This window comes from Microcoleus sp. N9_B4 (genome assembly GCF_036701635.1).
Lineage (GTDB): Bacteria > Cyanobacteriota > Cyanobacteriia > Cyanobacteriales > Microcoleaceae > Microcoleus.
Map to the genome: position 1 here is coordinate 39,661 of NZ_JAUBRC010000020.1, position 22,274 is coordinate 61,934.

Sequence of the window (22,274 nt, forward strand, 5' to 3'; positions counted from 1 at the left end):
GGGAAGTGGATTTGAACCACTGACCTTCGGGTTATGAGCCCGACGAGCTACCAGGCTGCTCTATCCCGCGTCGCTTTGTCTCTCTCTAGTGGTTTCCAAAAACAAAACCCTGAAACCTTAACGATTACAGGGTTCGTTTAAATTTGGTGGCGGGAAGTGGATTTGAACCACTGACCTTCGGGTTATGAGCCCGACGAGCTACCAGGCTGCTCTATCCCGCGTCGCTTTTTGTCTCTTTACTAATATAAACATATCTTTCTGAAAATTGCAACCCCTAAATCAAAAAAAATTTTAGATCGTGGGAGGGGTTGCTGAAATCGTCTCAGAGTATTAATCGCCCTAAAGCATCGAAACTTCGCCGACTACCTCCAAGCGCTTGAACTCACTAAGAGTGAGGTAAGTTTCCGAAAGAGTTTCGGCGATCGTCGGAGTAATCCACCCCAACTGCTTGAGCAAGTGAATCGCCACAGCAAATTGAGCGCGCTTTCCTCCATCCGTCACCTTAATTGCCAAGCCCATGCCTTCGCCAACCCGGCCAATGCACTGCACCCCTTCGGCCCCCGACTTGCTCACCAATTCCCCTTGAGTCAAGCGCATCAGTTCTGTGTCAAATTTGCCCTCACCGGCAACCATCATCGGGTGATGAGTCATAGCGCGGACAATCCGCTCCATCTCCACATTGTCGCCGGAAGCCAACTTAGCGTACAAAGACGCCATTTGCCCCAACTGCAACAGATAGGTAGGAGCGCCGCAGTCGTCACGAGCGCTGATAAACTCTTCGGCAGGCATTGCCAGCAAGTCAGCCACTTTGCCCAAAATAAGCTGCTGGACAGGATGTTTGCGGCGTAAATAAGTGTCCAGTGGCCAGTGCAGTTGCTGGCAGACAGCCAGCATTCCGGCGTGTTTGCCGGAACAGTTGTATTGCAGGGCGCTCTTTTTGCCTTCGGGAATGGGGCATTGAAGTTTAGAGGGGTCAATGTCGCAGCGCCACAGGACGTTAAATACCTGGCGCGATTGCTCGATCGTACCTTGATGGGAACTGCAAATAATCGCTAAATCTCGATCGGTCAATTCGTAGCGTTCTAAAGTGCCGCTTGCCGTCACAGCCAAAGCTTGAAAAGGTTTGAGAGAAGAACGGACAAATGTGGCCGTTTCCGAGTTACCGGCAACAGACAGAACGCGCCCGCGCTTGTCGCAGACAGCCGCCTGGGCGCGGTGCTTCGATTCCACAATACCTTCGCGCAGTAGTGTGACTTCCAATTCGGCAGCTTGGGTTCGTTTTCCCCTTGTCATATCAATTTTAGATTTTAGATTTTAGATTTTAGATTGGGGTTCAGGAAGTTATGAGTTGCGAGCTGCCAGTTAAGAGTTATAAAGTTAATCTTTCTGCGATCGTTTCTGACTCATGCACTCCGTGTGCGTTGTGGGCTCTGGGCGGCAATCTCAAAACTCAAAACTCCCTTGCATTCCCGATTACAAACAACTCCAAGTTAGTCCCCCGGCAACCAGCAATACTGTCAAACCATAAAATGTTTGCCGCAGACGCCTGAGAATTGGTTCTAGTTGGTAGTTGACAATCAACTGATCTTGAAGCAAAACTTCGGGAGTTTTAGGCCAAGATTGACAATCGTACCAACCAGACTCTTCGTAGACGACCGTGGGATTTGAAAGGCGCGATCGCACGTAGAACCAACCCAAGTAGAGTCGCAGCAAAGCTAATCCTAGAATAAAACTGGCACCTGCGGCACCGCTGAGGACAAACTGAGCTGGATACTTGACAGGAGCAAAGCTAGAAGCAGCTATCGGGGCCGATACCAAGCAACTCCAAGCCCAAACCCAAGCTAGTTTTGCCAGGTATCCGGGCCAATTGAGTGTTACCCAGCTAAAAAACCAGGATTCTTTAAGTTCTTGGTATTCATTGATCGGTCGCTGTTCTTGCGGAACGGGACAAATAGAAGCAGAAACGTCTTTCACATTAGCCATCCTCACGGCGTGGTGGAAAAGTCAATGCGTTCGGCGTGTCCCCAGAACGCTTCTAAATTGTAGAACTCCCGCTCTTGAGGCTTCAAAATGTGAATGATCGCGTCGCCGTAGTCCATGACTACCCAACTAGCGTCTGATAGGCCTTGTGTACGCAGTGGCAAGCGTTGCCACTCTTCTTCCACTTGGTCTGCTATCGCTTGGGATATGGCTCGTACCTGCACGTTGGAAAATCCGGTGATGATCGCAAAGTAGTCTGCCAAATAGCATACTTCTGCCACCCGGAGCAATACAATATCTACTGCTTTGCGGTCATCGGCTGCTTGGGCAACGGTCATGATCATGCCACGGGCTTCGTCTGAGGAGGTGCCGGCCGTTGCTGTAGACTGGGCCCTGGAATATTCGAGTTGAGTTAGATCTGACATTCAGTGTTTAATTTCCTAATTGATAGGGTAAGGGGAAAAGGGTGCGCTATTCGCTTTCGATTGTTGGCAGTTTGAGACGGGAAATAGGAGTTAGTTGAAGCCAAAAGTAAGGACAGGAGTGCTGATAAATTTTACTTTTAACTTGTGATTTGTTCGATCGACTTCTGGGTCGAATTTCCTGTTTCCGGCGATTCGCGGGCCATTTGCAGCGCCCAATTCCGCGTAAGTACGGTGCGGGGGTGGATGTAGCAGCGAGTTTCTAGCAAATATTTAAGAGAATAATCGCTAGTTTGCCACACGGCTGCATAAAGATTTTGCAAGCTTGCCTCGCGCAGTGCTTCTAGTTGGGCTGTGTTGCCGCGGCTCGGCTCTATGGTATCTGCTACAAATACGGTACAACTGAGCTGACTCATGTTTGGTCTGCCGAGGGTGTGATTGGCGATTGCTTCCAAAATTTCTCGATCGACCACTCCGAATTCGTCTCTAGCGACGATCGCGCTCGCGTCTGCGTGCAGCAAATGCGGGTGCGCTTCCAACACTGAGTCTAACTCTAAACCTTCCTTCTGGGCCATTTGTAGCAGCAGTTGAGGTTTGAAGTATTTTGCCAAATCGTGCAACAAACCGGCCGATCGGGCTTTTGCTTCGTCGAGGCCGTAATGGCGAGCCAAGTCACCTGCTACTTGTTCGACTCCGAGGATGTGTTTGATACGGGCAGCAGGAACGCGCTCACAGAGCCAAGCTAGGACGTTTTCGCGCGCGGGTGCAAGTGTCAAATATTAACTCCAAAATTGTATGAGCTACTATTTTAGCGTTTTCTTTTAATGGACTGCTGTGTGGCGTAACGGCGGTTTCGTGACATCTGCGGTGCTTCCGGGCGATCGGCTGTTTGGGAGTCCCTACTCGAACAATTAGTCTAATGTAGTTGGTATTTTTGGTAATTATCTCATTTTTTATATTTTTAGTCAGGGCCATCAAAGGTTATTTTATAGTTGCTAGACTTCAGGCTTGTATGGTAATTTTGATTGCCATTTTGTTAATAAGGGGATGTTCGCTAAAAATATTAATCGAAATAGCTGTTATTAGCAGTCAAAAATCTTTATGAAGTTATTGCTATTTAACTTTTAATTTGTGCATTAATGTCGGTCTGGATGGATTGATAAAAGTTCCGGTTCTGGTATCTTGAGGAATTAAATGAATCGATCCTCAGTATTTCTTTTTTTTGTTTATCTTAACGAGCGTTATTTCTGTACTGCTTGGAACATTTTTTGGCACTGTCACCACGATCGGTTTCAATCGCTTATATTATTTCGGCAAAGGCTCCAATATTTTCTCACCATGACTCGCTGCCACCGCCGCAAATAAAGCTTCATAATGATTCAAAGCTTCCTCAAATCCGTAATTCTCCACGGCATAATTTCTGCCCTGCTCGCCCAACGCATCCACCTTAGCAGGGTGCAAGTACAAATCCTCAACCGCCTCAGCCAAAGCCTGCGGATCTTCCGGCGCTACCACCACCCCGCCACCGCTCTGCTGCACTGCTTTCTGGGCCGTACCAGTTTCAGGAACCGACGCCAAAATTGCCCTGCCGCTGGCGAGAATTACTTGAATTTTTGAAGGCATATTGAAGTTAGTAACGCGGCGCTTTTGTACTACTAAACTAACATCAGCAGCAGCTAACAATTCGGGCAATTTTTCTCGCGGTTCAAATGGCAGCAACATTACATTATTAGCTTTGTAAGTTTCGCAATCTTGTTGCAAGCGCGCCAGTGCTGTTGATTCCCCCACAATTACAAAAGCAATTTCGGTTATGTGTTTCAAACGAGCCGCTGCTTGGACAACTGTTTGCAAGCCTTGAGTTAGGGCAATATTGCCAGCATAGAGAACGACAAATTTGCCCTTGAGTTTGTGAGTTTCTCGAAATGAGTTACTTTCCTTGGGTAAGGGCCGAATGAAATTGACATCAACCCAATTGGGAACGCAAACTATTTTTTCCGGGGGTACTCCCTGAGAGTGCAATTTTTTGACAAAACCGCTATCGATGACGCTGACTTGGCTGGCTGTGCTGTAGGCCAATTTTTCCAAAGCGTCAGCAATGCGAACTAGCAGTCCGTTTTTTTTGACCAAGCCGACGCGCACGGCTGCTTCTGAGACGATATCCTGAACGTTGAGGACGATCGGGCAAGCGCGAGTCCAGCCGTAAAAGGCGACTGGGACGCAAATCGGTAAAGGGGGCATTGTCGAGAAAATCACGTCGGGACGCCAGCCTCTGAAGGCTTGGACGGCGCTGGAGACGACAAAACTGCCGTCTAGCACAAGTCGGTCTAGGAGGCTGGGGTGGGGGCCGTTGACGCGTAGATAGCTGCGCTGAATTGTGACGCCGTTGTGTTCTTCGGTGAGGTAAAATTTGCCCTCATATTGCGGATAAATCCGGCGCTGGGGGTAGTTGGGCATTCCTGTGACGACTCGGACTTGGTGCCCGCGCTTGACTAGACCTTGCGCTAGTTCTGTCATCAGGGGGGCAATGCCGATGGGTTCTGGATAGTAGTTATAGGAATAAATTAGAATACGCATAATATTTATTTTGAAGCAAATTGTCCTGCAGCCGCGTGCATCGAGCCTACACCCGCAGAATTGCAGAGGATTTGGTTGGGTTCCGGGTAGGACAATAGGGGGCGAGGGGATCTTCCACTCCTGGGGAAAGAAGCCGCCCTGACCGGGCGGGTATCGCGCCCTCAGCTAATGTTTTTTCGCATTACCAGGCAGTTGCGGCGATCGTCGGTACGGATATACCGAAGGTCGTCTGTGAGCTTGTACATGAACACCAGTCCCCTTTCTCCTTCTCGATCCAAAGGATCGCGCTGCTCTTGCATGATCGAGTGCAGCTTTGCTTCTAAGTTGAAGGGTTGACCCCTGTCCCAAATCCTAATTTCTAAGTAATCGGCAAACACTTTTACCTCAATGTCTATGGGCGTCGCGGGGGGCAAGTTCTGGTGAGCGTGGCGGACAGCGTTTGTAAAGCCTTCGTTGATTATCAGCCGGCACTGCCACCAGAAATCCGCTGGCAGCAGGGGCAAAACGATATTCTCCAACCATTCCAAAACGGATGTTAAAGCATTCAGGTCTGTTTCAACCTGAAGGTGCTGCTCAGCCTTTGGTTGCTTGTCTTTCATCTTTCTTCCCCCTGGTCGGCCCCCACCACCGCTGTACTCAGCGCCGGAGGGAGAGAAAAAGGAGGGCAAGGTCTTGGCAACATATTAGTTAAGTCAAGCTTGAGTTGAAGAAGCCCGTTTTGCCTCAAGGTGAGCATTCCTTTCGCACCATTTACTCGCACAGCAAATGAGAGACTTCCGATACTGTAACCCGCCTCGGTAGGGCGTTTAAATAGGGAAAATTCCCGAGTCAGCTTGCGAGGCAGTGATTTAAGCTTCGACCGTGTTAGCAGTCGGTACTTTTCTAAACACAGGTCAGTTCTTCTCGTCCTCGACAATCATGCTGGGATCGTTCGAGTATGACCTCGAACTCGCCAATTGCTAATTATTAATGCTCTGATTGCAGAGCTGGCAACTAGCTGTGCATTTTCTGGGCGTGTGAATTTTAACACTTAATGCTAACGTAGGTATCGCTAGCGATCGTCTGCTTGACTAAGTATCGAGTTCGAGTTCCTGTCCCCCGTCGGCAACAGCACCTCAAAGTTTAGCGGTGGGTAATTGACCGCTCCTACATAGCCCCGCTATTTTTGTTAAACAGAACTGTTACGGTTTTAACAATTAGTTTCAAGTCATACATCAGGCTCCAGTTTTGTTGGTATTTTAAATCTAAACGGATGACATCTTCAAAATCGCGGACTTGAGAGCGACCGTTGACTTGCCATTCTCCGGTCATCCCGGGTTTGACATCCAAACGCTGCCACTGAGGCACTTCGTAGCGCTCAACTTCGTCTGGGGTAGGCGGTCTAGTGCCGACTAGACTCATTTCGCCTTTGAGCACGTTCCAAAACTGCGGCAGTTCGTCGAGGCTGGTTTTGCGTAAGATGCGCCCGACTTTGGTAATCCGCGGGTCGTTGTCATTTTTGAAAAATGCGCCAGAAGCCTGGTTTTTGATTTGGTCTTTCATGGCTTCGGCGTTGGTACACATCGATCGAAATTTCCAAATCCGAAATTGTCTGCCCATCCAGCCACAGCGGGTTTGACCGAAAAATATCGGGCCTGGATCGTTGATAGTGATAGCTGCTGCTATAGGTACGAGCAAAATTCCTGTAATCATCAAACCGACTATTGCCCCAACGATGTCTATCAGTCGCTTCACCCACGATTGCACTGAGGGGTGGGTCATCGGTAGCTGATTGTCCGAGGGGTTTGTCTCTCTGGGAGTTGAGGTTGCAGAGGGCTGCTCGATCGTCAGCACTTGATCTAGGCTGGTGAGAGCAAATACTGCCATCACCTGCGGCTTGAGGCTTCGGAGCACCAAGTCACTCTCTCGCTGTTTGGCAAATTTCAGATTGCTGACTAAAGCACCGATCCCGCTACTGTCGATGAATGTCGTCTGACTGAAGTCTAGGACAATCTTGCTGGGAACGGTGCTGCCCGAAAAAAGTTGCTGGCAGGTTGTCTTGAAGTTTACGGCTTCAAGTACGCTCAAGCGCACGGGTATGTGAACTGAGGGAATCTCGTCCGAGTACGTAACCCGAAAATCTGCCTCTGGGGTTTGACTGACCATGAAGTCCTGGTTTCAAATTTCAAGCTGATGTCTTTAGCCTATTCTGTCCTAGCAGCTCCACCTTTACCAAATATTATGGTTAACAAAAGGCTAGCTTTATACAAACTTTACAAAAACGCCTGCAAACTCGCCCGCCGAGAATGATATCAAAGGCAAAAATAGACTTAAGTCTACCAGTGCCAGTTTTGGCCGAAAGATTTTTGAACGCAGTCGCTGCCCAACTTTGACATCGGAATCAAGATTTTTGTGGATTCAGGCCGATTAATCTTGTCGTTAATCATTTTGGTGCCTGTCTTGCACGGGATAGCCATCGCAGTTAACAGTTAACAGCTAACACAGAAGTCAACAGTTAACGGTTAACTGGAAAACCCCCGTAACAAGCGTCGGGGGATGAGCTTAAGAATTGTAGACGTTTTCTGACTGGGAGGTTTCGCGGGTGATGGGTTTGACTTTGGCTTTGGCTTTGGCTGCGTTGCGTTTGAGGGCCTGGAGACGAGCTTCGTATTTAGCCCGCTGCTGTTTTTTGGAGGTTTGCTCGATTAAAGTTTTTAAGGCGCTGCCGAGGCTTTTGTAGGCGTTTGGGAGAGTGTAACCGAAGCGGGTGGCCAGGGCGAGGGCTTTTTCGTCGGCGTCTACTGCTTCTTTTAAACTTTTCTCTCCGTTGTTTTTTTGGAAAAGTCTCCAGCCGGAGACGCCACACAGGGATAGGGCCAGTAGCAGCAGCAAGCCGTCTTGCACCCAAAGTTCGCCGACGGCGCCGCCTAAACCAATGGCGAGGGCTGCCATTTCCCAACCGTCTCTGGGGATGGTGTCGTTTTGGATTCTGGCGACTTCGTGCCAAAATAGGAGGTTGCGCTGATCCATTGCTAGCTGTTCCCAGCGGATCAGGTCTATTTGGATTTCTACCTGGTCTTTGCCTATTTCTTCGCTGCGGATCAGGGTAGGATTAACTTCTATTGTTTTTTCTACTGTTACCCAACTTTGGAGTTCTGGGGGCAGTATGTTTTTCAAGCGCCGGATCTCACTCATCTCGGCTCTTGCTGTAGAGGTTGCATAGGATGTCATAGCTCCGGCCTATTGATTTTGCAAAGGTTAATATATGTCTATTTCTGGAGTATAGCAAACCTTGAATCCAAATATAGTCTAGCAACGGGGGTCGATCGACCAATACTTGCAATTTTACTTAATTTTACTCTCTGGGGGCGATCGCAACTGCCGACTCGATCATTTCCTTTGGACTATTTGAGCGAGGGACTGACACTCATCTAAGGGATACAGTACCAGTTATCCTACTGCTATTTCTGGCTTCTTCTTTGATCATCTTTCTCGGCCAAAATAGCGTTTTTGGTGAATAAGTTATCGCTGTTTTCTCGATTTTTATACCTTGGCTGTCTGCCAGGTTAATTAACCGCTTTCAATATTCGATAGTAACTTGACCATGATTTAAATATTACATCATAATTTCACCTAGAAATATCTTTCTAGTTCTGATATATTTTGGTTTGCGGGTTGAGACAGGAAGTCGAGGCGTTGCGGAGATCTGTTTAGCCGTGATATTTTAACTTTAATTCCGCGATTCCCGGCTAAGTATTTTCTGTGAGTTTATGCCAGAAAAGTTGTTGAAACTTCTAATCATTTTTCTATTTCTCGATAACTAAATCCTTTTAATCTGAGTTAAACAGCTTGCCCTTTATTCCATTTTATGAGATTTTATATGCGATCAAATCTTGCAACTCTTCTAGTTGTTCCTTTATCTTATATTTTTTTTACTGCGCTGATTAACGGTATGAACCAACTTTTTTCGGAAGTTACAAAACTCACCATACTTGGCTTATGGCAGTTACGAACTATTCAATTCATACCTGTCTTAAGCAACGCTAAATGATTAAAGTGACTTGAGAATACCGCTTTCCAACTGATAAATTGCTGCCATGATTCCACTTTCAGGATTTGTGAGCAGCGACTTTTTGACATCTTTCAAGTATTCTACAATGTGTTCCCGCAAAATCGGTCTTTCTACTTTGACTGTGTGATTATAATCCCACAAATCCCAAATGATAATCCCGATGCCGACAATTGGATCGATTAAACTTACTCCCAACTGACTAGCAACTGTACCGCCTGTTTTTGTGGCTACCTTGGCGGCGGCTTTGCTGGCAACTTTTGCCGTAACTTTACTACCAACTTTAGCTGCGACTCCCAAAATTAAGGGTTTAGCAACTAAGTAGCCGCTGCCGCCCACTAATACTTTTAATGATAAATTCGAGACATTTCCTTTATCGCTAATTGTGGTAGCAATATCGTTCAGATATTTGTCCCACTGTACTTGCGGTATATTATAATTGTTTTGAACAATTTTCACATTCTTGCTAACTTCTGATATATACAAGTTAGCAGTATCTTGAGTGATTAATTGAAAGCGCAGTTGAGCGTTTTTGGGAACCAGCACGCGGTTAGCAAATTCTCTTTGAAAGTCTTCGGTTAACTTTTCGGAAACAGCTTGAGAAGCTGCTGTCATATCAAATCTGTTGAGTACGGCAGATTTCACGAAATTAAAAGGTACGGTAAACTCCATCTTTTTTTGATTGAAGTAATCGAAGTACCAATCGAGGAAACTGTTGTCAACTCGTGCGATCACTTCAGTTTCCCATTTGTCCAATTCTTTGGAGGCGAAAGTTTCGGCTGTTATATGGGATTGTTGGATGGCGTTTTTAATTTCTTGGTTGACTTTGCTAAAATCGTGCGGTGGCGAGACTAAAACTGCTGTGGTTCCGGTATTTGTTAGTGACTGGGAAATTAGAAAGTTACCTAATAGGGGAATGATGACTACTAAAATTACGATCGTCCAAATCATCGGTGTCACTGTTTTGATAAACTGACCGATAACTCTGAGACGTTCTGTTTTCTCTGAATAGCTAATTTTTTCCTTGTCTTGGCTCATGGCGGTCGATCAATTGATGAGGGGCTAGTTCCGATTATAGGCGGCGCTTCCTGAATTGTGTTACGGGCGTGTGGCCTGGGATTCTGGAAAAGTTGGGGAAAAGTCCGCGCGAAGGTATCCCAAAGGGAATCGCCAGTTTTTAATTCTTGACTGCATAGAAATTAAAGTGGTACTATTTTTGAATATATCTCAAGCTGTTAATATGACCTTAGATCCTTTGCTACGCAAGCTAGCAGCCATAAATCAAGCTTTATCTGCCATTTCAGCAGAAACCTGCACGGCGGCCGGATGCAATCAAGCAGTTTCAAAACCCGGTCACAAATTATGCTACGAACATTGGAAAGCTAACAACGCTCAACCCGTGTCAGCGCCCAAACCTAAACCCCAACAATCCTCTTCCCCCTCACTTCTGTCCGCTACCAGCATCAGCGAGAAACTAGAAATATCAAAGCACAAAGTCAACCCAATTTTAGCAGAGTTAGGATTGGTAAACAAAGAGCGCAACGGCTGGGTAGCCACTAAGCGGGGAATTGGTTTTGGGGCGGTGCAAAAAACCTACCCTCAAGATAACACTCCTTATGTGCTTTGGCCAGAATCTATACTGACAAATCAAGTTTTTCTGGCGACTATTGAGAGTCTTAAAGGTGACAATGCAGAACAGAGCAAAACAGAAGTAAACACAAAGCTAGGGTTCCGCGAGAAGTTTCGGGCGAGTGCACAGCATCGAACAACCGACGGTCATTTTGTGCGGTCTAAAGCTGAAGTTTTGATTGATAATTGGCTCTATATGGCGGAGCTAGTTCACGCCTATGAACGCCGATTACCCATAGAGGAAGAAGCTTACTGTGACTTTTATATTCCTGGGGGTAAAGTGTATATTGAATACTGGGGATATGAGAACAACCCGGAGTATGTGGCGCGTAAGGAAGTGAAGCAAGAACTATATCAGAAGTACGAACTCAACCTGATTGAGTTAACAGATGAACACATCAAGAATTTGGATGATTATTTGCCGAGAATGTTATTAAAATTTGGCGTCATTGTAAATTGATTGAAAAGTACGATCGCACTCTTCATCCGCGTTAATCTGCGTTAATCTGCCTGTATCAGCGGTTCATAAAAAAATAAAAGAGCGATCGCCCTTGAAGCGTGCCTCAAACTCGATCGTCCTTATCTGATTATCTTTTAGCCTGCTTTACTTAACACAACCAGAATGTACTGGTCAAGACTAACTCCTTCCCTTTCCGCTTTTTCTGCTAAACTCAAATGTAGAGATTTAGGAATCTGTAAAGATAGACTTCCACTATACTCAACCTCGGTTGCAGGTAAAGGAATCTCATGTCCGCACTCATAAGCAGTCTCTATCCACAATTCCCTAGCTTCCTCAATGTTCTCCATTGCTTCTGACAAAGTTTCTCCTACAGACATACAACCTGGAAGGTCTTTGATGAGGACTGTATAGCCTCCTTCTGGATCTGGGTAAAAACTTATAGCATATCTCAGGCTCAAGTAATATTCTAAAGATTTATTCTTCACTTCTATCTTCTGATTCATTGCTCCATTCCTCCAGTTTCAATAGCGCAACAATTTGCTTTACATATATTCCTTTTACCTTTTGACCGCCTTTTTTAGGAACTGTAATATTTAATCCATCAGCATTGACAAAAGTATGGTGACTTCCTTTCGATCGCTTTTCTTCAAATCCAAAAGCTGTTAGAATATAGCCCACATCGTCAAAGCGCACTTCTGGTGGATTTGCTAAAAATTGTTCTACCAGTTTTCCTAACTTTCCCATGAAGTTTTACAGATGCTTGTACTATTCTAATAAAAAAGGGCGGGCCTTGCCCACCCTCGCTAGGAGTCAGGTGAAATTCACAAATTAAACCTTCGCTTCATTCTTCACCAAATTACCCCAACCCAAATCCTTCAGCGAATTATTCCGGCGCAGCGGACGAGTCACCAACTCCAAAATATCCCGCGCATTACCAAACCCGTGAATCTGAGCAAAAGTAAACTCAACAGACCACTTAGTATTAATCCCCCGCGCTTCCAAAGGATTAGCGTGAGCCATACCAGTAATCACCAAATCAATATTCTGCTCGTAAATCCGCTGAAGCTGATTGTAATTGTCCGGTTTCTCCACAATCCGAGGAGTAGGAACTCCCATCTCGTGACAAGTCTTTTCTAACAACGCCAACTCGGCAGCCTGATAGCGCTTGTCCATGTAAGGAATCCCAATTTCCGGGCAAGTCATGCCGCAGCGAATCAAGAAACGTGCTAAAGAAATCTCTAGCAAATTGTCTCCCATAAAAAAGACAGATTTACCGCGAATTATTTGCAGGTAATCTTCCAAACCAGCCCAGATTTGCGCTTCTCTTTCATCCAAACCTTTGGGTTCAATGCCCAAAACAGAGCAAATCTTCTCAATCCAAGCGCGAGTTCCGTCAGGGCCGATCGGGAATGGCGCACCAATTAGCTTACACTTGCGGCGGCGCATCAACGTAGAAGCAGTGCGCGACAAGAACGGATTCATACCCGATACATAATAACCTTCTTCCAAGACTGGCAATTCAGTGTAGCGCTTGGAAGGAAGCCAACCGGAAACTTTGATTCCTTGCTTCTTCAATTCTAGAGTTAGCTGAGTAACAACCGGATCGGGCAAAGAACCAAAAAGTACCAGCGGTGTGTGCTTGACATATTCGGATTCATCTGCTGCAACTTCCTCTTTTTTCTTACCGAAATTCAGCAGTTGAGAGATAGCATTTCTTTCTTGCTTCTGAGCTTCTACAACAGGAGCTTTGTCAGGGCATTTAGCAGCCATCGCTGCTAAAACGGTATCTTCCCCTTGAGTAAAAGCGTAATCCAAGCCGTTAGCGCGGGCTGTGACGATGGGAATGCCAATTTCTGCTTCGAGTTTCGGTGCTAACCCTTCCAAATCCATTTTGATGATTTCGGTGGTGCAAGTGCCGATCCAAACAATTACACTGGGGTTACGATCGCGCTTAATTTGCAAGCACAGCCGCTTCAACTCATCATAATCGTTTAACTGAGCGGAAATATCGCCTTCTTCCAACTCAGCCATTGCATAGCGAGGCTCAGCAAAAATCATCACGCCCATGGCGTTTTGCAAGAAATAGCCGCAAGTCTTGGTACCGATGACCAAGAAAAAGCTATCTTCAATTTTTTGATAAAGCCAAGCTACGCAGCTAATCGGACAAAAAGTGTGATAATTGCCTGTTTCGCATTCAAAGTTTAAAGCTTCCGGTTCATTAGTAGTAATAGCAGTCATATTTCAAATGTTCTCCCTTTAAATTGTTTTTCGTCTCGAACAGGACTTGCGGCGGAGCGAGGAAATACCTGGATTTTGCGATCGTCTCGGTGCGATCGCCCAGGAGAGGAATAGGTTGTTTTTCCTTTCGATCACGAACAGGCGCAGTGGCGAGAAAACACCTGCGAAAGCGCGATCGCGACGCACAGCGAACAATAAATAGAAATACCTATTTTTGGGCTAATTCCTGTGAAAAATAGATGCAGCCCACTCACTATTTCCGCAGCAGCCGCAGCATCCAAAATTCTGGCTAAAAAATTCTGCGCGAGGGCATACAATCCCTCACAGCAGGGATTTAGTTTACTTCAAATCGCTAAGGAAAAAAGCCTTTTGGCAGTTGTGAGTTTGAGCTAATTAAAAATTAACAACTCGCAACTCACAACTCACAAATAGAGCGGGAAACTTCAAGACTAGAAGAGACGCGGGCGATCGCAACAACCTCACTTAAAATCAGATAAAAAGCCGGAAATTTCTTCATCCTCATCGTCGGAATCCAAATCGCCGAGACCTAGAGCATCTAAATCATCTTCGTCAGGATCTCCGGTAGTTGCTTCCCCCAGATCGTCGAGTCCGAGATCATCGAGGTCATCGTCATCAGATACAGAGAAATCGTCGATACCGTCATCGTCCAAGTCACCCAGATCCATGTCTAGGTCATCTGAGGTCGCTGTCCCAAAAGGATCGGGTATTTCTTCGGCGACAAACTCTTCATCTTCTTCCCCAAACGGATCGGAAATCCCCGATTCGAGATCTCCAGAGGTCAAAGTCCCAAATTGTGAGGCTTCTTCTTCCTCGTCATCGCCGAGGTCGAGACCGCCCAAAGCCAAGGCTTCTTCTTCCTCGTCATCGCCGAGGCCGAGACCGCCCAAAGCCGAGGCTTCTTCTTCCTCGTCATCGCCGAGGTCGAGACCGCCCAAAGCCAAGGCTTCTTCTTCCTCGTCATCACCCATATCAAAGTCAGATATGGCGTCTTCCTCATCGTCGCCCATATCGAAGTCAGATACGGCGTCTTCCTCATCGTCGCCCATATCGAAGTCAGATACGGCGTCTTCCTCATCGTCCTCGATACCTAGACCGTCCAAAGCCGAGGCTTCTTCTTCCTCATCGTCCATGTCGAAGTCGGAGACCGCTTCTTCCTCATCGTCCATGTCGAAGTCGGAGACCGCTTCTTCCTCAAACTCATCGAAGGATTCCTCCTCTGAGCTCAGTGCTGACGCCGCAGCAGCCAGGCCAGCGACTCCGGCGGCTCCGGCGACTACTCCGGCTGCTGCTAAGGCAGCACCGCCCAATTTATTAGATTTGGCTGCGGGTGCAGCAGTTGCAGTTTGAGCGGCTGCGGGTGCAGCAGTGGCAGTTTGAGCGGCTGCGGGTGCAGCAGTGGCAGTTTGAGTGACTGCGGGTGCAGTAGTTGCAGTTTGAGTGACTGCGGGTGCAGTAGTTGCAGTTTGAGCGGCTGCGGGTGCAGTAGTTGCAGTTTGAGCGGCTGCGGGTGTTGGAGATTTACCGGCCGTCTGCGGCGCGATATTTGAGGGCATACCCAGCGCGATGTCTGGGTCAAAATTTAGCCCCAACACTTCGATCAGGCTGTCTGCATCCGGCTTGAGTTTTGAGAAGGGCAGCATTAATTGCTGGAGTTCCGGCTCCAGGGCAGCCGCAATTCCCAGGATGAGGTAAGAAACAGGCCTTTTCCCGCCGTCGGGTGTGGCGACCGTGTTGTCAGCCGTCATGTGCAGGAGCAGCCAAGCCCGATTTACCTGGTAGTAGTCCAACCACTTCTGTTTGAGAGCAACTGAAAAAGTATCAAAAAAAGCCATAACCTCTTTATCCTCATCCTGATCGCTAGACCTATTAAACCATCATCAGGTCTAGCTCATCTTCCTCCTTCTTGACCACCGGTTGCACTGGATTTAGATAAAAATCTGAAAGTAAGGCGAATAATTCGCGATCGGGTGTGTCGTTGGGCACTACTCCTTCGGGCATTGCCAAAATCTGGTCAGCGATGTTGAGGTAGTAATCGCAGACGTAGTTGAGGGAAGGATCGCTTTCGGCCATCTCAAACAATGTTTTGCCTTTGACGCGAGAAACGCGAATATCTTCAATCAGGGGCAGCACTTCCAGCACCGGCATCGGTACAGAGTCAATGTACTTGTCGATCAAGTCGCGCTTTGAGGTGCGGTTGCCAATTAAACCGGCGAGCCGCAACGGGTGAGTGCGGGCTTTTTCGCGGACTGAGGCAGCGATGCGGTTGGCTGCAAATAAAGCGTCGAACCCGTTGTCGGTAACAATCATGCAGTAATCGGCGTAGTTCAAGGGGGCTGCAAAACCGCCGCACACTACGTCACCGAGCACGTCGAACAGGATGATGTCGTATTCGTCAAAGGCATTGAGTTCTTTGAGCAGTTTGACGGTTTCACCGACTACATAGCCGCCGCAGCCAGCTCCTGCGGGAGGGCCACCTGCTTCTACGCAGTCAACGCCGCCGTAGCCTTTGTAGATGACATCTTCGGGCCAAACGTCTTCGTAGTGATAGTCCTTTTGCTGAAGGGTGTCAATAATTGTGGGGATCAAGAAGCCAGTGAGGGTAAATGTGCTGTCGTGCTTTGGATCGCAACCGATTTGCAAAACTTTCTTGCCGCGCTTGGCTAGGGCAACGGAGATGTTGCAGCTTGTTGTCGATTTGCCAATTCCACCTTTGCCGTAAACTGCGAGTTTCACTCTTTGTTCTCCTATAGGTTTCTATCAAAACGATGAGGGCTGGGTTTTCATGCTTTTTTTCGATCGCCCAATTGCAATAGCCCAATTGCAATTCCCTTACTGTCAGTCGATTTTAGATTTCAGATTTGAGATTTAAGAATTGACTCCACAGATGAATCTGGGGCTTCTCTCTAACTTAAATTTTCTCTCTCGACGACTTTTGTTTGGGGCTTGTATCCGTCTTTGGGTTAGGCCAATTTTGGACTCTGCCCTTAGTCACCTCGTTGAAAGCATTATTAGCTAACTTGCGATGAAAAGAAAGGGGGCGTCTAAATGAAAATGCTAGTAAATTTGTTTATTTTGCATCTTTGGGAATCTTAACTGGTTTTTAGGCATAAAAATCTAGTTTTATAATTATTTTATATTTTTAATCGATTTTAGAATACTTTCTTAATATAAAGAGGTACAAAAATAAAAAAAAAATTAACTTCTCAAACAATCTGGGCTTTTGGCTTTGGGGCTAGGATGCAGGCAGTTGATCGCTTGTGCGGGTAACTCGAACGGTCATAAAGGCGCTAGTGGATGAGGCACACTCGAAGTGAGTTCGGATCAGTTGGGTCAGGGGAGGGCAAAGTCATGGGATTTTAGATTTTAGATTTTAGATTTTAGATTGGGAAAGATTGACTTTGCTGGGGTTTCTGGTGTTTTGTAAAAAATTGTGAATTTTTAGGAAATGGTGGCGAGTCGGAGAGTGAGGGAGGGGGAGAGGAGGAGGGGGCGAGAGTGGGAGAGTTGGAGATTGGGAGAATATTATTTTTTCCCAATGACTACTGATACCAGTTGAAAAAAGAATGCAACTGTAGACCCGTGCTCCAAACCACGAGCTTCCTCAGTCATTTCCAATTCTTCAATCGAAAATCGAAAATCGAAAATCGAAAATCGTATGGCTGCTGACTAATGACAACTGACGATCGGAATCTCGATCGCAAATTCAGTGCCCCGTCCAGCTTCCGAAACGCAGTCGAGCCGCCCCCCGTGCTGTTCGACAACTAAATGGTAAGAAATCGACAGTCCCAACCCAGTGCCCTTGCCGACTGGTTTGGTAGTAAAAAACGGGTCAAATAATTGGCGGCGAATCTCCTCCGGTATGCCCCGCCCGTTGTCGGAAATGCGGATCGCGACAAAATCGCCGCCAACAACTTCAGTACGAATTTTAATTGTGGGAACAGTCAATGGAGAATTAGGATTTGACGGAGGTGAATTTTTCGCATTTCTCGCCGCCCATTCCCCTTTCTGGATTTCTTCATCCAAAGCATCAATAGCATTGCCGATAATATTCATGAACACCTGATTGATCTGACCGGCACAGCACTCGATGTTGGGCAATTTGCCGTATTCTTTAATAATGTGAATAGTTGGATGTGCGCCGTAGGCTTTGAGCCGGTGCTGCAAAATCAACAAAGTGGTTTCAAGTCCCTCGTGAATGTCAACGAGCTTGATGTTAGATTGATCCGATCGCGAAAAATTACGCATCGACACAACTATTTGGCGGATGCGCTCGGTTCCTACTTGCATAGAAGACAGGATCTTAGATAAGTCTTCTACCAAAAAATCGACTTCCATATCTGCTGCTGCTTTCCGAATTTCCGAGACGGGTTCGGGATAGTGCTGCTGGTAAAGTTGCAACAGTTGGAGCAATTCTTTGATGTAGTGGCTGGCGTGGGAAAGGTTGCCGTAGATAAAATTAACAGGGTTGTTAATTTCGTGAGCGATACCGGCAATCATTTGTCCCAAAGAAGACATTTTTTCGGTTTGCACCAATTGAGTTTGAGTTTGCTGCAACTTTCGCACAGTTTCCTCTAATTGCTGCGCTTGATTTTTCAAACAAGTTTGCTTTCGCCGCAGGACTTCTTCGACTCGCTGGCGCTTGATAATATCCCGTCTCAACAATTCATTTGATTCTAAAAGTTGAGCGGTGCGTTCTTCAACTTGTTGTTTTAAGTCGTCGTGAGCTTGGCGCAGCGCTTCTTGGGCCCGCTGCCGCTCTAAAATTTCTTGCTGCAAAAGTTCGTTGGCTTTCTGCAATTGGGTGGCTCGATCGTCCACTGCTTGTTGCAACAGCTCGATCGTCCCGTACATTTCTGATTGGTTAAAAACTTGCGGCAAATTTGTCACAGAGACAACGCCCAAAAGTTCTCCGTGACTGCCAACTACTACCAAACGGCGGACACAGTGCCGCTGCATCGACTGATGGGCACTCCAGAGGGAATCGGCGGGAGATATGCAAAATAAAGGCGCACTCATGGCCCTTGCTGCTGGGATTTCCGAGAGGTTTAATTCGAGGGCGTGAAACTGCACGATGTCGCGCTCGGTGACAATGCCGATCGGAATTTGATAATTTTGTATTGGTGCGATCGCCTGATCGGGATGCTGAGTTTGCTCTTGGACAATGACGACGGAACTAACTCGATGCTTGACCATGAGCTGGGCTAAATCGAGGGCTGAGGCACTTGTTGGGGCAGAAATGACTTCTTTCGTCATGACATCTGCTGCACAGCGCAAATTGGTTAGCAAGTTAATCGGTTGCAGGGCTTCGTGAATGGCTTCGCGGGTGATGATGCCGAGAAGTTGCGAGTCGTCGTCCACTACGGGCAAATGCCGGATGGAGTGCTGGCGCAACGTGAACATAGCTGTGAAAATATCTTGAGACTCGGATTGTTTGAGGGTAATGGGCGATCGAGTCATTACATCAGCAATTGTCAGTCCTACTGCACAAGCTGCGACGGTAGTTAGCTTGACGATATCTCGTTCTGTAAAAATGCCGATCGGCCGATTATCTTCGACGACTAACACGCAACTGCGCTTGGCTGCGCTAGCAACAGCGTTTTGTTTTTCGCCACAAAGGTGACAGGAGACGCGCATCGGGTTCATGAGAGCCAACACCTGGGCGATCGGGGTTTCTGGAGCCACGGTGAGGGGGTGGCGGTCGATCGCCCGATCTAAAGGCGAGGAGTAGATTGGCCGGCTGTTGGGCCGTCCAGCGGGTTCTGATGATTTAATTAGGGGCAACTGCGGGGCTGAATCTCGGAAATGTTGTAATTTTTCTTCTTGTAGCATGATTATTAATTTTACTTAATGAGTTGTTACAATTTTGGAGACTTGGGTTGGCAGACTTAGCATTAATTAAGCGAGTGACAGATGCTCGATCGCCTAAAATCTGATTGCTAGAACACTCTTATTTAATTTTTATTTTTTAAATCCTATGTCGTGGACGCCATTAAGTCATCGAATTCATCACTTGCCGCTGATCCTTGCGGGCCCGATTTTGCGCCGGACTGAAAGTCGGGCCGTGACAGTTTGGCTGGCTCTGAAAGCACCCCGCCAAGTCGAACTCAAGGTTTATTCGACAGAGGGCGGAACCGGCGAAATTGTCGATCGGCCCTTGCTCCAAGGTGCGAACTCTACTGTGCAGCTCGGCAAATACCTGCACGTAGTGGCGGTGACTGCTAAACCAATTAACAGCAATGTCTTGACATCCGGGCAAATTTATGCTTATGACATCGAGTTTGCTGGGAGTAGCGAGTCGGCGTCGGGGGCTGCAGTCCCAGAAAATGAGACAGAAAATCTCATTTCTTGCCTGTGGCCTGCCGCCCCTGATTTGTCGGCTTTGGGGCCGGAGACGATTAGTTATTTCGCTCACCAGTTGCCCACTTTTGCCCTGCCACCGAACGATTTAAACTATTTGCGTATCGTTCACGGTTCTTGTCGCAAGCCCCACGGAGACGGCAGAGATGCGCTGCCAATCTTGGATAATTCGATCGAACAGTTTGCAGGAACGGCAAATAGCAGGCCCCACCAACTGTTTTTAACGGGCGACCAAATTTACGGCGACGACGTTGCCGATGCCATGCTGTGGGCCTTGACTGACGCTGGCGATACACTGTTGGGCTGGGAAGAAAGTCTACCCCTGATGGATGATGCCCAAATAAAAAAGAATTTGTGTATCAGTATACCTAAAAATTCGGAAAACGAAACTGCACTTGGCCAAGAGAGGGAAATTTTTAGAGAGTCGCCAATTCAGAAACCGTCGGATGCTGAGTATCAGTCCAAAAAACCAATTGAGTTACAGCCGGGGACTCGCAGCGATATTGCCAGAGATTTTGGCGGCTTTACGGCGATGTTGGTGAATAAACCCAACAATGCTAAAAGTCACTTGTTTAGCTTGGGCGAATATTATGCGATGTATTTGTTAGTTTGGTCGCCGGTACTCTGGTGCACGAGTTTTCCGAAGGGTAAGGATATTTGTCCAAATTCTAAGCAGGCAAAAGTCTGGGATAGAGAAGTTGTTGAACTTAACGGTTTTGCTCGCAATTTGTGGAGGGTGAGGAGGGCGCTAGCGAATATTCCTACTTATATGATTTGCGACGACCATGATGTTAGCGACGATTTTTATTTGAATCGAGAGTGGTGTTACCGGGTGCTGGGAAAGCCGCTGGGCCGGCGGGTGGTGCAGAATGCTTTGTTGGCTTACGCTGTGTTTCAGGCTTGGGGAAATACGCCTGCACAGTTCGATCGCGAAAAACCGGGAGATAAATTATTAACAACTGCTGAAAAATGGTCGAATTCGGCGGGGACTGATGTTTCTGCTTGGGAGGAGGCGGCTTCGTATTTGGGAATTCCAAGACTCGATCCGAAAACTCATTTGCCTAAGTTGAAATTAGATGAAGATGTTTTTATTTTGGATCGGGATGGCGAGGGTGTGGGTGAGGTTTTGAATTGGCATTTTACTGTGAGAAGTTTTAAGCACGAGGTGATTGTGCTGGATACGCGGAATTGGCGGGGGTATCCGGTGAAAAGCGCGATCGATCCACCGATGCTTTTGACTCACAACGGTTTTGAGGAGCAAATTCAGAAACCTTTGAAGGAGACTGATTTGCTGAATAAAACTGGGGAGTTTGAGATTGAGGCGACGCTGGTAGTTGTACCAACAAATTTGGTGGGTTTGTGGATTATTGATGCGGTGCAAAAACGGGAGGTGGAACAGGGGAAAGTTTTTAATAGTGATGCGGGGGATGCTTGGAATTTTCATGAGTTAGCTTTTGTAAAGCTGTTGTCGGAGTTTTTTAAGCAGCGCGATCGGGTGATTGTGTTGAGCGGGGATATTCACTATGCTGCTGCTGTGCGGCTGAGTTATTGGTCTGATTGTCATTTTGGCGATTCTCGGCCGAATATTGAGCCTTTGACGAGGGATAATTATCGGTCAAATTGTCAATATTCTGTGCTGGCGCAGTTGACGGCTAGTGCTTTTATCAATGAGGAGTGGAAAACGCATTTAATTCATACTAAGATTAAGTCGCTGCTTCCTGAGCGATCGCACGAATGTTTGGGATGGAATGAGCCGCTGGAATTAATGAAAATTCCCAGGAGTAGCAGAAAGAAAGCTCTGGCTGCTGTCAGGAATAGACAATCTCTGCCTGATTGGGGCTATCGGATTGACTGGATTAAACGGCAAAGAGCTCGGGTGTTTTTGCTGCTAGAAAAGGGAACTGCGTCAGATAGATCGCATAAAAATAAACAATTGTCATTCCTGCGTAGGTTGTGGAATTTTATATCGCTGTTGTGGCGCAATCGCTGGCTGCAAGAGGGTGATGAGATTGTGGGATATAGCAATATTGCGATCGTCAGTTTTCAGTGGCCTGCTGAGGATGATGGGGAGAAAGCGGTGATCCAAAATGTTTATTGGCGGCCTCTTTGGGAGCCGGATAGTGTGGTTTACAGTCAATATTTTGTGCCACTGGGATTGGATGAGGATGATTAGATTCACGATTTCTTGAAGAAGTCGGGGATTTCGATAGGAGTACAATATTGTGATGAGTTTGTGGCAGTGTCCGCCGGAGGGGAAACCCCAGTCTCATAGCTAAAGTCGGTTGGAACTGAGATGTTACACCATTCTCAAGAACAGGCAAGATGCCTGTTCCACAAAGAATAAGTTTTCTTGTGGGGAGTCGCAGAATTTCCAGAGCCGGCCGACCTGCTCAATCAGTTCAAAGCCAGACGCAAAAAGTCGAGGGCGGACTTGGCAGATATGGAAGTCGTTTTGGACATATTAGAAAACCATCAGCACGAAAGTTGAGCGGAAAAATAACCTTCTTGCTGTGCGATGAACGTGAAACCCTTGAGGGATATCGCA

General features: G+C 47.0%; 18 protein-coding genes and 1 tRNA gene. 2 read left to right on the forward strand and 17 right to left on the reverse strand.

The features are described from left to right. Positions 1–144: 144 nt before the first annotated feature. The 11 genes from QUA43_RS15145 to QUA43_RS15195 form a co-directional block, all read right to left on the reverse strand. Positions 145–221: transfer RNA gene (locus tag QUA43_RS15145), tRNA-Met, on the reverse strand. Between the two features lie 118 nt (positions 222–339). Then, a complete protein-coding gene (locus tag QUA43_RS15150) occupies positions 340–1,293 on the reverse strand; it encodes an asparaginase (protein WP_333374970.1) in 954 nt (317 codons plus the stop codon). Positions 1,294–1,473: 180 nt separating this feature from the next. Further along, on the reverse strand, positions 1,474–1,983 hold the full coding sequence (locus QUA43_RS15155; RefSeq protein WP_333374971.1) for a CGLD27 family protein: 510 nt from the start codon (positions 1,981–1,983) through the stop codon (positions 1,474–1,476). Positions 1,984–1,985: 2 nt separating this feature from the next. Continuing rightward, complete coding sequence (rsfS, locus tag QUA43_RS15160; protein ID WP_333374973.1) at positions 1,986–2,405, reverse strand: ribosome silencing factor; 420 nt, start codon at positions 2,403–2,405, stop codon at positions 1,986–1,988. Between the two features lie 137 nt (positions 2,406–2,542). Beyond that, positions 2,543–3,178, reverse strand: coding sequence for a bis(5'-nucleosyl)-tetraphosphatase (symmetrical) YqeK (gene yqeK / locus QUA43_RS15165; protein WP_333374974.1), 636 nt, complete (start codon positions 3,176–3,178; stop codon positions 2,543–2,545). Continuing rightward, on the reverse strand, positions 3,132–3,377 hold the full coding sequence (locus tag QUA43_RS15170; RefSeq protein ID WP_333374976.1) for a hypothetical protein: 246 nt from the start codon (positions 3,375–3,377) through the stop codon (positions 3,132–3,134). Before QUA43_RS15170 ends, yqeK begins: the two co-directional genes overlap by 47 nt. A gap of 330 nt (positions 3,378–3,707) precedes the next feature. Continuing rightward, positions 3,708–4,976, reverse strand: a complete 1,269-nt coding sequence (locus tag QUA43_RS15175; RefSeq protein WP_333374977.1) for a WcaI family glycosyltransferase — start codon at positions 4,974–4,976, stop codon at positions 3,708–3,710. A 161-nt stretch (positions 4,977–5,137) separates the two neighbouring features. Continuing rightward, positions 5,138–5,575: an ATP-binding protein gene (locus tag QUA43_RS15180; RefSeq protein WP_333065568.1), complete on the reverse strand. Its 438-nt coding sequence runs from the start codon at positions 5,573–5,575 to the stop codon at positions 5,138–5,140. Positions 5,576–6,122: 547 nt separating this feature from the next. Further along, positions 6,123–7,121, reverse strand: a complete 999-nt coding sequence (locus tag QUA43_RS15185) for a sugar transferase (RefSeq protein ID WP_333374979.1) — start codon at positions 7,119–7,121, stop codon at positions 6,123–6,125. Positions 7,122–7,517: 396 nt separating this feature from the next. Next, positions 7,518–8,186, reverse strand: a complete 669-nt coding sequence (locus tag QUA43_RS15190) for a DUF3318 domain-containing protein (RefSeq protein WP_333141663.1) — start codon at positions 8,184–8,186, stop codon at positions 7,518–7,520. 820 nt (positions 8,187–9,006) lie between these two features. Next, positions 9,007–10,062 carry a hypothetical protein gene (locus tag QUA43_RS15195; RefSeq protein ID WP_333374980.1) on the reverse strand — a complete coding sequence of 352 codons (1,056 nt, stop codon included), beginning with the start codon at positions 10,060–10,062 and terminating at the stop codon, positions 9,007–9,009. Between the two features lie 202 nt (positions 10,063–10,264). Here QUA43_RS15195 and QUA43_RS15200 point away from each other — a divergent pair, with 202 nt between their 5' ends. Beyond that, entirely contained in the window at positions 10,265–11,113 is an 849-nt protein-coding gene (locus tag QUA43_RS15200) for a hypothetical protein (RefSeq protein WP_333374981.1), read from the forward strand. A gap of 134 nt (positions 11,114–11,247) precedes the next feature. Here the strand turns inward: QUA43_RS15200 and QUA43_RS15205 are convergent, their stop codons facing one another. The 6 genes from QUA43_RS15205 to QUA43_RS15230 form a co-directional block, all read right to left on the reverse strand. Continuing rightward, a complete protein-coding gene (locus QUA43_RS15205; RefSeq protein WP_333190875.1) occupies positions 11,248–11,616 on the reverse strand; it encodes a type II toxin-antitoxin system HicB family antitoxin in 369 nt (122 codons plus the stop codon). Further along, positions 11,588–11,857, reverse strand: coding sequence for a type II toxin-antitoxin system HicA family toxin (locus QUA43_RS15210; RefSeq protein WP_333374982.1), 270 nt, complete (start codon positions 11,855–11,857; stop codon positions 11,588–11,590). Before QUA43_RS15210 ends, QUA43_RS15205 begins: the two co-directional genes overlap by 29 nt. 84 nt (positions 11,858–11,941) lie before the next feature. After that, the gene (locus tag QUA43_RS15215; RefSeq protein WP_199301442.1) at positions 11,942–13,351 is read right to left on the reverse strand and encodes a ferredoxin:protochlorophyllide reductase (ATP-dependent) subunit N; all 1,410 of its coding nucleotides are present in this window, start codon (positions 13,349–13,351) and stop codon (positions 11,942–11,944) included. Between the two features lie 479 nt (positions 13,352–13,830). Beyond that, positions 13,831–15,204 carry a DUF5331 domain-containing protein gene (locus QUA43_RS15220; RefSeq protein ID WP_333374983.1) on the reverse strand — a complete coding sequence of 458 codons (1,374 nt, stop codon included), beginning with the start codon at positions 15,202–15,204 and terminating at the stop codon, positions 13,831–13,833. 34 nt (positions 15,205–15,238) lie between these two features. Then, positions 15,239–16,105 (reverse strand): ferredoxin:protochlorophyllide reductase (ATP-dependent) iron-sulfur ATP-binding protein, encoded by an 867-nt coding sequence (bchL, locus tag QUA43_RS15225; RefSeq protein ID WP_006634709.1) that lies wholly within the window; start codon positions 16,103–16,105, stop codon positions 15,239–15,241. A gap of 933 nt (positions 16,106–17,038) precedes the next feature. After that, entirely contained in the window at positions 17,039–19,201 is a 2,163-nt protein-coding gene (locus tag QUA43_RS15230) for a CBS domain-containing protein (protein WP_333374984.1), read from the reverse strand. 181 nt (positions 19,202–19,382) lie between these two features. On the opposite strand from QUA43_RS15230, the gene QUA43_RS15235 reads away from it, so the two are divergent. Next, positions 19,383–21,902 (forward strand): PhoD-like phosphatase, encoded by a 2,520-nt coding sequence (locus QUA43_RS15235; RefSeq protein ID WP_333374985.1) that lies wholly within the window; start codon positions 19,383–19,385, stop codon positions 21,900–21,902. Positions 21,903–22,274: the final 372 nt, after the last annotated feature.